This is a genomic window from Chitinophaga sancti, from assembly GCF_034424315.1.
GTDB lineage: Bacteria > Bacteroidota > Bacteroidia > Chitinophagales > Chitinophagaceae > Chitinophaga > Chitinophaga sancti.
The window spans coordinates 7,682,159-7,695,107 of record NZ_CP139972.1; the positions used below are offsets into that span (position 1 = coordinate 7,682,159).

9 protein-coding genes are annotated in these 12,949 nt (G+C 44.8%); 6 read left to right on the forward strand and 3 right to left on the reverse strand.

Annotation, left to right across the window (positions count from 1 at the left end; translation table 11 throughout):
• The first annotated feature begins 31 nt into the window (after nucleotides 1-31).
• The 3 genes from U0033_RS30335 (at nucleotide 32) to U0033_RS30345 (ending at nucleotide 3,422) form a co-directional block, all read left to right on the forward strand.
• A complete protein-coding gene (locus tag U0033_RS30335) occupies nucleotides 32-994 on the forward strand; it encodes a polyprenyl synthetase family protein (protein WP_072363847.1) in 963 nt (320 codons plus the stop codon).
• Nucleotides 995-1,161: 167 nt separating this feature from the next.
• Nucleotides 1,162-2,049, forward strand: coding sequence for a glycerophosphodiester phosphodiesterase family protein (locus U0033_RS30340; RefSeq protein ID WP_072363846.1), 888 nt, complete (start codon nucleotides 1,162-1,164; stop codon nucleotides 2,047-2,049).
• Nucleotides 2,050-2,084: 35 nt separating this feature from the next.
• The gene (locus U0033_RS30345; protein WP_072363845.1) at nucleotides 2,085-3,422 is read left to right on the forward strand and encodes a DEAD/DEAH box helicase; all 1,338 of its coding nucleotides are present in this window, start codon (nucleotides 2,085-2,087) and stop codon (nucleotides 3,420-3,422) included.
• A 183-nt stretch (nucleotides 3,423-3,605) separates the two neighbouring features.
• Here U0033_RS30345 and U0033_RS30350 read toward each other — a convergent pair whose 3' ends face one another.
• Together U0033_RS30350 and U0033_RS30355 are read right to left on the reverse strand one after the other, a co-directional pair.
• The gene (locus tag U0033_RS30350) at nucleotides 3,606-5,849 is read right to left on the reverse strand and encodes a glycoside hydrolase family 2 protein (protein WP_072363844.1); all 2,244 of its coding nucleotides are present in this window, start codon (nucleotides 5,847-5,849) and stop codon (nucleotides 3,606-3,608) included.
• Between the two features lie 356 nt (nucleotides 5,850-6,205).
• Complete coding sequence (locus U0033_RS30355) at nucleotides 6,206-7,837, reverse strand: family 43 glycosylhydrolase (protein ID WP_072363842.1); 1,632 nt, start codon at nucleotides 7,835-7,837, stop codon at nucleotides 6,206-6,208.
• Nucleotides 7,838-8,084: 247 nt separating this feature from the next.
• Here U0033_RS30355 and U0033_RS30360 point away from each other — a divergent pair, with 247 nt between their 5' ends.
• Nucleotides 8,085-8,510 (forward strand): 6-pyruvoyl trahydropterin synthase family protein, encoded by a 426-nt coding sequence (locus tag U0033_RS30360; protein ID WP_072363841.1) that lies wholly within the window; start codon nucleotides 8,085-8,087, stop codon nucleotides 8,508-8,510.
• Between the two features lie 178 nt (nucleotides 8,511-8,688).
• Here U0033_RS30360 and U0033_RS30365 read toward each other — a convergent pair whose 3' ends face one another.
• Complete coding sequence (locus U0033_RS30365; protein ID WP_072363840.1) at nucleotides 8,689-10,920, reverse strand: glycyl radical enzyme family protein; 2,232 nt, start codon at nucleotides 10,918-10,920, stop codon at nucleotides 8,689-8,691.
• Between the two features lie 341 nt (nucleotides 10,921-11,261).
• On the opposite strand from U0033_RS30365, the gene U0033_RS30370 reads away from it, so the two are divergent.
• Together U0033_RS30370 and U0033_RS30375 are read left to right on the forward strand one after the other, a co-directional pair.
• Nucleotides 11,262-12,185 carry a sensor histidine kinase gene (locus U0033_RS30370; protein WP_072363839.1) on the forward strand — a complete coding sequence of 308 codons (924 nt, stop codon included), beginning with the start codon at nucleotides 11,262-11,264 and terminating at the stop codon, nucleotides 12,183-12,185.
• The gene (locus tag U0033_RS30375) at nucleotides 12,182-12,925 is read left to right on the forward strand and encodes a LytR/AlgR family response regulator transcription factor (RefSeq protein WP_072363838.1); all 744 of its coding nucleotides are present in this window, start codon (nucleotides 12,182-12,184) and stop codon (nucleotides 12,923-12,925) included. Before U0033_RS30370 ends, U0033_RS30375 begins: the two co-directional genes overlap by 4 nt.
• The last annotated feature ends 24 nt before the right edge of the window (nucleotides 12,926-12,949 follow it).

The window sequence follows — 12,949 nt, forward strand, 5'->3', positions numbered from 1 at the left end:
TGACAGAATTTATTATCTTTGATGCTAATTTATGCAATTAGCGAAAAAGATACTAACAGGAGACCTTACACGATTTGACCAATATTTGCGCGAATGGATGCAGGGGGACAGTGCACTTTTTAATAGGATCACTGATTACATACTGCGGCATTCCGGCAAGCAGGTAAGACCGGTGTTTGTATTGCTGAGCGCACACCTGGCAGGGGAGATTACGGAACAGAGTTACAGGGCCGCCGTGTTAGTAGAGCTATTGCACAATGCCTCGCTGGTGCATGATGATATTGTAGACGATGCGGCGGAGCGAAGGGGGCAAGCCTCGGTAAACGCCCTCTGGAAGAGCCGGACGGCTGTATTGGTGGGCGATGTCATGTTCTCGAACGGGATGCTCCAATCCCTCTCAATCGGCGATCATAAGATCCTGAAGATTTTCTCGGATGCTATTGAAGAAACGATAATAGGGGAGCTGGAGCAGCTAACACGCTCGAAAAAGTTAAATTTAGATGAATCTGTTTATTATACCATCATTCGTCAAAAGACGGCAGCGCTGCTTAAAGCAGCATGCAGAGCGGGAGCAGCTTCCGCTACCAATGATGAAAGCATTGTAGAAAAGATTGCATTGTTTGGAGAAAAGGTCGGTATGGCTTTTCAGATCAGAGACGACCTGTTTGATTATGGCACAGAGGATGTCGGTAAGCCGGTGGGCAATGACATCCAGGAAAAGAAGGTAACCCTGCCATTGATTTATACAATTGCCAATTGTTCTCCGGCACAACGTAAAGAATTATTATATATCATCCGGCACCAGAATACCAACAAGGAAAGAATCGCTTACCTTATTTCCGTAGTAAAGGAATGCGGAGGGCTGGACTATGCAACTGAACGTATGTATGCTTTCAGGGATGAAGCATTGGCTATACTCAATACCTTCAGCAATACAGCCGTAAAAGATGCATTGGAAGAAATAGTTCGCTATACGACTGACAGGAAATATTAACATCAGGTAATCCGTAAGCATCCTCAATTTGCAAGCATGTCAACAGAGTATGCCTGCTACCAGACCCTTCGCACAGGCCAATGTTAAATATGCAGGAAATAATGATGCCCGCCTAACAGAAATACTGCAGCAGCAGTATATTGCTTTTTTAAGCCAAACCTGGAACTATGAAAAGCTTATTAGGTAGTATTTTAATGCTGGTCTCCCTGGCCGCATCTGCACAGTTTGATGTACAGGCACATAGAGGCGGGCGCGCACTCATGCCGGAAAATACCATTCCGGCAATGAAACATGCCATCGATCTGGGGGCACGGACACTGGAACTGGACTGCGTGATCTCTGCTGATAAAAAGGTCGTGGTTTCCCATGACCTCTATATGTCGGCTGATTTTATGCGCACACCCGAAGGAAAGGATATTGAAAAGGTCAATGAACAATCGTATAAATTGTACACCATGCCCTATGACAGTATCCGTAAATACGATGCCGGCACCAAACCTCATAAAGATTTTCCGAAGCAGGTGAAGATGAAAACGTATAAACCACTGTTGTCAGAACTGATTGACAGCGTGGAAACTTACGTGAAAACACATCACCTGAAACCCGTGTATTACAACATGGAAACCAAATGTTCACCCGATGGGGATGGTACCTTTCACCCCGCACCAGATGAATTTGTAGCACTAATGATGAAGGTAATCAAAGACAAGGGAATCCAGCACCGGGTGACTGTGCAGTCTTTTGACATCCGGACCTTGCAGGTGATCCATAAGCTGTATCCTGAACAAAAGCTGGCACTGCTGGTATACGGAAAGGAGAGCTTCGAAACCAACCTGGCGCAATTAGGCTTTAGCCCGGACATCTATAGCCCTTACTCTGCACTGGTAACAAAAGACCTGGTAACAACTGCTCACCATAAGAACGTACAGGTACTGCCATGGACAGTCAATGACCCGCAGGACATGCAGAAAATGATAGATCTGGGGGTAGACGGCATCATTACAGATGATCCGGAAGCCCTGGTAAAATTGGCAGGCTCTTATCAGAAGAAATAGATTCAGTACCTTTGCCGTTCATTTTGAATCGTATTATGACTTTTGATGAACTAAACCTCAGCAAGCCTTTACTGAATGCCCTGAGTGATCTGGGCTATACAACGCCCACCACCATTCAGGCGAAGGCCTTTTCTGTGGTCATGTCCGGTCAGGACGTATGTGGCATAGCACAGACCGGTACGGGTAAAACCTTCGCTTATTTGTTGCCCTGTTTGCGGCAATGGAAGTTTTCCAAAGAACGCTATGCCCAGATCCTGGTAGTAGTGCCTACCCGGGAGCTGGTGATCCAGGTAGCGGAAGCTGTAAAAAAGCTGACCCCTTATATGAACGTGGAAGTGGCCGGATTTTTTGGCGGAGTAAATATGAACCCCCAGATGGTAACGGCTAATGGCAAACTGGATGTGGTCGTAGCTACCCCCGGTCGCCTGGTGGACCTGGTGCTGAGTGGTGCATTGAAACTAAAAGCTATTAAACGACTGGTGATTGATGAAGTGGATGAAATGCTGAACCTGGGATTCCGTCCGCAACTGAAACATATCCTGGATTTACTGCCCGCAAAAAGGCAAAACCTGCTGTTTTCTGCGACCATTACCCCGGAAGTGGAAGATCTGATGGAGGTTTACTTTAATGCGCCGGTTACTATCGAAGCGGCACCTGTAGGTACTCCCCGTGAAAATATCAGCCAGACAGGATTTGCTGTGCCTAACTTCAACACAAAGGTAAACCTGCTGGAACTGTTGTTGAAGACACGTGAGGAAATGAGTAAGGTACTGATCTTTGCAGCTACTAAAGAACTGGCAAACCAGCTGTTTGAGCAGGTAGAAACAAAGTTCCCTGAGCAGGTGGGTGTCATTCACTCTAATAAGGAGCAGAACCATCGTTTTAATACAGTAAAGAAGTTTAAGTCAGGCGAATACCGTTTCCTGATCGCAACAGATATTATCGCGAGAGGTATTGATATCGAGGATGTGAGCCATGTACTTAACTTTGACGTACCTGAAGTACCGGAAAGCTACCTGCATAGAATAGGTCGTACAGGCCGTGCGGATAAGCATGGTAAGTCCATCATCTTTTATACAGCACGTGAAAAAGAAGGATTGGAAAGGATTCAGGCATTGATGAATTATGAGATCCCGCTGGAACCATTACCAGCAGAACTGGAAATTTCTGATGTACTGACAGATGATGAGAAGCCGGAAGTGAAGATGAAGAATTTCCTGGTGGCTTTGCCGAAGATGGAATCTTATGGACCTGCCTTCCATGAGAAGAAAGCAAAGAATAAGAAAGTGAATGTAAAGATCTCCCATAAGGAGAAAATGCAGCAGAAATATGGCAAGCCAAAAACAAGGGGCGCCAAAAATAAAAAGAAATAAAAAAAATAGGGTTGTACAGAAAGTAATATTTCCCGGATCCCAGACGAAGGGCGTTGTGAATGGAATTTTCAATGCCTTCAGATTACTTTCTGTACAACCTTATTTTTGTTTAACTATCGAAGGGGAGAAGCTGTGCACTTGCCACGTTATAGAACTTTTATAGAAAGGGTGTGCAATGTATTGTTACCATGTTTTTTCGCCTTTTTTCATCTTATCATAAATAGCCTGATACACCGGTATTTCTTCCTCATGTGCCAGTTCCACTGATTTTACCATCCACTTCAGCGCATTCTCCTTATCCCCTGATTTGTACAAGAGGTTTGCATAAGTACCCATCGTAAACGTATTCTTTTCTATTTCTACCACCTGCTCCATCCATTTCAAAGCCTGGTTCAGTAGTTTAGGATCATTGGTACCATTAAAAACCTTCAGGGCCATGCTACTGATCTTGGTAGGGGAGAAGCTGGTGCCGCCTTTACCCAGGTAGTCAGTAACATTTTCTGTCAATGGCTGCCAGTCATGCGTCTTTTTTGCATCTGCTTCCATTTCCAGGATAGCCAGGAATTGTGGACGGAAAGGATCAGGAACAGAGGTTGTATCTGCATTTTGCAAACCCAGATCTGCACCGGGTCTCAGCGGGATAAACGCGGCATGTATTTTTCGCAGGGTATCGAGTGGTACTTTAATAATCCGGCGATCGTAAGTAATAAGCCCGTTTTCTTCAATCTCCACATCAAAAGGCTCTGTATAAATAGATCCTGATTGACCTTGTGTTTCGTAATCTTTGAGCTTTTTGACCATAGAAGCATAGCGGGTACTCAACTCTGCCGGGGTGATTTTTACATATCCCCAACCCGCGGCAGCATCCCATTCATGCCCTTTTACAGGCACGCCGATGCCGCCCCATTCACCCAGTACCCTGGCTTTGCCTGGCAGTGCCGGCGCAATGCCAGGACCAGGATAATCATGTACATCCGCAAAATCCGCATTCGCCCATTTCTCAGCAACCTGTTGGCCGTCCATCTCATAATTCTCCCCCGTATGACCATTCACCAGGCGGGTAGGGTCGGTGCTCTTCAGCCATTTGGTCAGGCGGAGCTGATCGTAGGTGAACCAGCCTTCGTTGAAGAGTACCCAGGAGATAATGGAAGGATGATTATACAATTGTGCCACGTTTGCGGCACTTTCTTTCTCAAATGCTTCCTTGGCTTCCGGTTTCAGGCTGGCGCAGGTTACCATATCCTGCCATACCAGCATTCCTAGTTTATCAGCATAGTAATACCAGCGGGCAGGCTCGATTTTGATGTGCTTACGGATGGTGTTGAAGCCCATGCTTTTGATAGCTTCTATATCAAAACGAAGCGCTTCGTCAGTAGGAGCGGTGTAGAGTCCATCCGGCCAGAAACCCTGGTCCAGTACCCCCAGATTGTAGGTGTACTGATCATTCAGGTAAATTCTTTCCTGCCCTTTCAGATCTTTTTTGATGGCGATTTTCCGCATGCCGAAATAAGAGCTTACGGCATCGGAAGTATCCCCGTTTTGAATAAGTTTTACAGAGAGGTCGTAGAGGAAAGGATCATCCGGGCTCCAAAGATGTGCTTTGGGAACGGGTATTTTAATTGTTTCGTTGGTCCTGCCTTTGGTTGTGCTGATTAGCGAACCATTTGCAGCAGCAAAAGCGGCCACCTTCATATTGCCCGTCATACCGCTGGTTTTCACTGTGAGGGCCACAAATCCGCCATCTACATCGGGCGTAATCACAAGGGAAGAAATATAAGTATCCGGCACCGTTTCGAGCCATACAGTTTGCCAGATGCCGGTAGTTGCAGTATAGCGGATGCCTTTGGGTGCTAATACCTGTTTGCCGTGAGGATTGATGCCCTGGTCAGATGGATCCCATACACTTACCAGGATCTCATTATCACGTTCTTTCAGCAGGCGGGTAATATCAAAAGAAAAATTCTGATACCCACCTGTATGGGTGCCGGCCTGCTTTCCATTCACATACACAGTGGTTTGCCAGTCTACCGCCCCAAAGTGTAAAAGGATCCGTTTCCCGTCTGGCCTGGGTACCGGGGGCAGACGCCGTTTGTACCAAAGGCGTTGTGAGGGCAATACAGCCTTTTTAACGCCTGATAATGCGGATTCGATAGGATACGGTACCAGTATCTCACCAGCGAAAATTACGGGCTTTGTAGCGTCTTTATCTGTAATGGCATATTCCCATAGTCCGTTCAGGTTTTCCCAGTTATCACGGATCATCTGGGGGCGTGGATATTCAGGCAGTGCATTGGTCGGTGAAACCAGCTGAGACCATCGGGTTTGCAGCGGAGCCTCCTGTATCTCCCAGTTGCTCTGAGCGTGTAAAAGATTGCCTGTGCAGGAAAAAGTGAGGAAAACGGCGAGTTGTTTAACAAAACGTTTCATTATAAAGTACATGGTGTTTAAGTAGCTGACGAATATAACAGCCAGCAGGGAAGTATATCCGCAGTGATAGCAGGTAAAATATGGCTAATTGCGGATGAGAGGAAAAAGTAACATCGCCTGCAGGCAATGTTACTGTAAATGTGCAGAAAGAATCTGAATATGCAAGCAGGACATGATTGCCGGTAGCCTCATTCGCAAATGAATAATAAATTATGACATAATCGACTTGTAGGGGTGATAATGCAGATAGGTTGAAGAAGTTCTCCTCCATAAAAATAGAAGTGCGGTCAGCACGTAACCTTTTGCAAAAACACAGGTCAGGGAATGAAATCCCCGGCCTGCGTATAAAACATACATTATTGAATCACTATTTTCTTCATCACTGCTGCATCTTTGGTACTGATCTGTATAAAATACAAACCAGCAGGCAGGCCCTGCGCGGCATTTATTTTTGACTGGTGAATAAATTGCTGATCACTGATCACAGTACCCGCTGCATTAATGATCCGTATTCTTGTAAGCTGCTCAGCAGGCAAACTGATAGTCACACCCTGCGCACCGGATGCCGGATTCGGAAAGATCTGCAAACCTGCAATTGTATCTGTAACCGTCTTTGCTAATTTTGCCGAAGAAATCAAGGATACGTTCCATCGCTGGCAGGTACAGCCATTATAATCATACAGGGCAAGCTGCTGTCCGGCAGTAGTAGAAGCATTCGGTACTTCCACAACGCGGTTCCCGTTCATAGAAGAAAACACCAATGAACCATCACCCGCCCGTTCCAGTTTGAATTGCTGACAACTGCCTCCCCAATAGGCATACAGATCAAGTGGTGTACTATTCGTAGCCGCGCAATTGTATACATCGGCAGCCAGGCCACCCAGTGCACAGGTGATTTTCCACACCCCATTTCCAAGTGCAGTAAAATCCCATTGCTGACAGGTCAGGCCTGCGGAGCTACCTTGTGCGATCGCTTGCAGAGAAGCGCCTGTACAACCCCAGGCATCCCATACAAGACCGCTGTTCTTGTTGGTAATTGTATACCTGCCTGCAGCAATCCAGTCACGGGTAAAGAATGGCCAGCTGGAAGAATCCCAGCCTACATTTGCCACACCAAGGGTTGGCGTGCCACTATTATTGCCATCATAATAATGGTAGCTCAGGAAGTTAAACCCATTCTCCTGGTAATAACCAATCTGACCAGGGCCGATATAATTACCGGATGTGTTCAGTACGGTAGTGCCGCCACCACTGAGGAGACTGGTACCGTTTTTATCTACATATGGCCCTGTCGGACTTGTAGACCTGCCCATCTGCACATAGTAAGTGCTGCTGGTGCCATTGCAGCATACGCCCCTGTTGTAAAACAGGTAGTAATAACTGCCATTTCTGATCACGTAAGAAGCTTCCATATCTGTGCTGCTGCTGCCCGCAATATTGTACAGGGTTGAGTTCAGACGTTTGCCTGTTGAAGTGTTGAGCTGTGCCAGCCAGATGCCCGTAAGATGTGAGCCAAATGTAAGCCAGTAATTTCCGCTGGCATCCGCAAAAACCGCCGGATCAATAGAACCATAAGTACTGGAAGTAGTGGAATATACCACCACACCCTGGTCCGTCCAGGTACTCAGATCTGTACTGGTCGCTACTCCTATGGCACAGGGCCTGCCGCCGGTAGAACAGGCATAATATAAATAGTACCTGCCATTCATATACACACATTCCGGAGCCCAGAAGGTGCCGGCAAAGCCAGAAACATAGGTGTTGATCCAGCTGGGCCAGGTGCCACTCGCAAAAACCGTAGAAGCAGTGGTCCAGTTAATGAGGTCTGTAGAGGTGAGGTGGTAGATCTGCGCTCCGGTGCCAAATACATGGTATACACCGTTTCGCTTGATAATAGTAGAAGGGTCGTGAATGCCTGTGAGGCCCTGCAGGGCGTAGGAGGAGAGGCATACAAACAGGGAAATGATGAAAAGTGTAAACGTTTTCATAACAGAGAAAGGGTTTTGAATATAGAAAATTGTGTTTTAGTGGAATAGGAGTTATTGTGCACTGGCCTTGCCGGTACTAATCAAAGAGCTTATTAAGTGTTAGGATTACAATTAATTAAATGTACGTCAAATTTGCGAATATAGCATCAGAAAGGGAGAATTTAAATCTACCCATTTGTTAAAATGACATAAATCATGAATGTCGATTGTTATTTGCAGTAGCTTTGCAAAAATTTGAGAACGATCAGTGTTGCAAATCACTAAAATATTCAACTTTGAAACGGCCCATGCACTGCATGGATATGCCGGCAAATGCAGGAATTTACACGGGCATTCCTATAAACTGCATGTTACTGTCAGCAGCAAAACCCCTGAAGAAGGATACCTGGGAGGCACAGGAATTTTGATGGACTTTAAAGACCTGAAAAAGCTGGTAAATGAGAAAGTGGTTGATAAATTTGATCACCGCCTTATCCTGTCCAAAGCTTACCTGGCTGCTAATCCGAATCTGGGAGAGCTGGAAAATCTCGAAATCTGGGATATGGAACCATCCGCAGAAAACATTATCCTCTATATTAAAGAGGAGCTGAAGGGTGGATTTCCGGAAGATGTAGAGTTAGTTAAACTGGTTTTGTATGAAACCAGTGATTCGTACGCCGAATGGATCAAGTAATATATTTGAATCTAAGCCGCAATAGAGTGGATCAAGTCACAGACTGGAGGTTGTATCACGGGAATCATCGCATAGCTTTAAGGATCAACATTATGGTAAACTGATACATACCCTTTTTCCGATAAAAGGCCTGAGCATTGCTCAGGCCTTTTTGTTGTAGCCTCATGCAGGCCTTGTTCTATACTGTCAATTGTGCCTGTGGCAACTCGCACGCACCGCCTGCACACGCGATGGCGCCCAGGGTGTTCACATCCACAAAATCAGGTAATTCTTCTTTGTATTTGCTCCAGTCGATCATTTTCGCATTCTTCACGATCGTCATGTAGCGATAATAACGGTGCACATCTTTCAGTGCATAAGTCATCTTCTTCTGATCTTTCTTAAAGTAGTTTTTCGCAAATTTCTTCGCTCGTCTGATCCAGTCTTTCTGGTAGAAGATCTTTTCACGGCTTCCTTCCAGTGGCAGGTTCCTGTCCAGCACATACATACATGCTTTCCATAAATCCTGGTCAAATGCATGCAGACCATCCACGATCAGACCTGATGCCATGATCACGCCATCACCATACATCTTAATCAGTTCTGTAGGTGTGAATACTTCTGAATAAGGAGCCTGATTGTATTCCAGTGAACCGGACATACCCAGCAGAGAAATACCTGCAAAGTATTTACGGTTAGCATAGATATAATCAGTCACATCTTCCCAATTATCAACTGAAATAGTATTTGATACATTATGTCTCACAGAAGGAATCACACATCTTTCAATATTGGTACCAGGATACACCCAGTTTTCCATAATGAACTTCACGATCTCCAGGTGTTTTACACCATACACATCATGCTTGCTCATTGCCTTCGGTTCTGCTTCCATCGCAAAACCAATCGCATAGTCACGACCATTGAAATCCCACACACTCTTCTCTACCAGTTCCGGATTCTGTGACTTGAAAAACTCCACCCCATATTCATCCGGATTCACCTGCACATAACGGATCCAGCGCTTACCTTCCACAGGTTTTACGCCGGAAGAAGAACCGAGAATAATAGCACCATTTCCATCAGGTTTACTGAGCGTAGTACGGGCTGCATAGTTGATCCCTAATACAGCTGCCAGTTCTTTGTTAATATCTTTGATGAGTTGTACACCTTCTGCCAAAGTTTCTTTGTTCAGCAGCACATCAGGATTATCTAACCAACCTGAAATAGCACAACCTAATAATGCTTCATTTTTAAAGATCTCTTCAGTAACACCACCTACGTAATCAAAAGTGGTATACCCCGCCTGCAGCGTACCTAATATAGCCAGGGCTTTACACATGCGCAGGAAAGACTTTTTATCCCTGCACATGGCACCATTGCCAGTAGTCAGGTTACATCCCTGCCAGCCGGATACCCATCCGTTTTCTGTTTTGAGCTTAGGTACCATTCCGACTTCCACACATGGATTGTAAAGAATTTCAAGATCATCCAGCCACACAAAACCTGGTTCACCAAATTCTTTTACAGATTCCATAATCGCCTGAAACTCTTCGTAGGTAGTTTCTGATTTCAGCAGGGCAACAGAATTATTAGAGCGTGCACGTTGGGGTTGAGTAATATACCAGTTACCAGTCTTGGCATTCAGCATCTCTTCATCATCTTTGCTGAAAATACAGATGGTCGCACTCCTTCTTACACCACCGGCCAATACTGCATTGGAAGCATGCATCACAATGTCATATGCCAGGATACTTCTCATTGTACCACCCTGTGATTTCAGCCATTGTTCAATGATCTCTTCGATCTTCTGAATCGCTATCTTCAGCGGATCGGAGCCCGGTGCCTTAAACCCTGAGGAGATATAAGCACCTTTCGGTCTGATCAGGGAATAATCGAGTCTTACTTCATAGCCCCAATAAGTCTGGAATTTATTATCTGCCCTGAAATAGGAAGCTAGCAATACACCAATTGCATCTGCCCATCCTTCAATGCTATCTTCAATGATAAAAGTCCTGGTGCCTTTATCACGTACCTGTAAATCAGGGAGTTTCGCAATATGATGATGTTGTACAGAAAAGCCAACTCCGCAACCGCTTAGGAGCCACCACATAGACTCTCTGAAGAATTCTGGCCTATCGCAATAAGAGGTGAGACAGTTGTACATCTTGGAGTTATGACGCAAAATAGGCTGGCCTCCAAACTGAAGCGCCCGCTGTGAACCTAATACCAGTTTATCAACATAAGCATCTTCTGCAAAAGCCATGTATTCCGATAACACCTTGTTATCAAGCAGGTGCGCGTATTTGTCACGGTGCATTTTCATGACCCGCTCCCGGATGGCTTCTTCCCAGGTTTCCTTCCTGCTTAGTTCAGGACGGTACTTTAAATAGCCAGTCTGTAGCTTAAATTCTGATAAAAAGTTCTGCATGCTCTAAAAGTCTTGATTTTAAATGCCTAACAAGGGTATGTGGCAAGGAATAAATAGCGAAGTTGGCGGTGTGATAATGTTGCAAAAGTATCAGATTGCGGAGGATGAAGGGAAGAAAGTTAAACACATGTGTGAATAAATAGTTTGGTTTATTTGAAAGGTCAACGGCAGCAAGGAAATGCCTTTAATTTCATTTTTTATTCACTTAATAGGAAAAAAATACCCATTCTGAAATTTCCTATATCTTCACATCTAAAATCCAGACTATTAGCACAAAACTCACCAAAGAAGAACGTTGGGTCTTATTCCGTGCGGCTCTCACCACATCACCGCTCATAGCGATGCTGCTGGTCACCCCGGTATTCCTGGTCCGGAATGTATATCCTTCTCATATATGGATCGGGTTTCCTTTTGCTACCATCGGGATATTTATTACATGGATGCTGCATATCTTCCTCATTGGTAGAGTCACATTTCACAAGAACCGCTTTTTTATCTCTACATTTTTCATGATCGCCCTGACTACCATTACTTATGGTGTAGGCAGGATGAATCATTTAATAATACCTGGTACTGCTTTCTACCTATTCAGAATAGTGAATATCGTCGCTGTCAATTCTATGATATTTATCATATCCGTGGTGATCTTATTAAACAGAACGAAAAAGAAATTGGATATAGAAAATGAACAACTGAAATTCGCTAACCTGCAATCCAGATACGAAGTGTTGCATAACCAGCTGAATCCCCATTTTCTTTTCAATGCGATTGGTACAGCAAAAGCACTCATCCGCAAAGATCCCGCCATCGCAGATGAATACCTGGTGAAATTATCCAGCTTCCTGCGCCTGGGGTTGGAGAATAAAAAGTTCGATACCATCCCGGTAAAAGAAGAACTGGCGCTCTGTGAAGATTATATCGCCCTGCAGCAAATGCGCTTTGATACCGCTCTCCAGTTTGCATCAGCGATCGAAGAAAAATACCTTTCCTATGTCGTTCCCTATTTCGCTATCCTGATCTTAGTGGAGAATGCGGTGAAACATAATAACATGACAGAAGAAGAACCCCTGAAAATTACAGTGACAAATAATGAAACCAGTTTGCTGGTAAGTAATAATATACGGCCACGCTTTCTGCTGGAAGAATCTTCCAAAATGGGCCTGCAAAACCTGAAAGAAAGATATCGCCTGCTGTATGGTGAAACAGTTACTGTCAATAATGATGGAGAAATCTTTTGTGTAAGTATAAAAATGATACGCAAATGAATGTAGTGATCATTGAAGATGAAAAGAATCTCGCCGAAGAGTTACAGCATTATATTCTCTCCGCTCGCAAAGAATGGACAATCGTAAAAATCCTACCTTCTGTAAAACAAGCACTGGCCTGGTTCGAAACGAATACCTGCCAGCTGGTATTCAGTGATATACAGTTGGGAGATGGTCTGAGCTTCGAGATCTTTAATCAGTTAAAACTCAATGTCCCCGTCATCTTTTGCACCGCCTTTAATGAATATGCCATCCAGGCATTTAAAAATAACGGTATTGATTATATCCTGAAACCCTATGGGCAGTCGACTATCAGCGATGCTATCACACATTATGAATCACTGCGCCAGAGTATTTCACCGGATTATCATACCATCATCCGGCTATTACAGAAGCCTGCCACTACTTCCAGGCTGCTTGTAAGCCTGCGGGATAAGATCATTCCTGTAAAGACTGAAGATATCGCCCTGTTCTATATCCAGCATGGACAGGTATCCCTCATCGATTTCGAACAACATAAATATATTATCAGCCAGCCACTTGATGAACTGGAAGCGGTCGTTGGCCCCGGCTTTTACCGGGCTGACAGACAGCACCTGGTGAACAGGAAGGCGATTCGTGATGTTTCCCAATACCTGGGAAGAAAACTATTACTCAACCTCCTGGTGGAATACAATGAGGCCATTACCATCAGGAAAGAAAAGGCCTCTGAATTTCTTGAATGGCTGACAAAAGACTAATCCACTTCTCATTTTGTCTAACTC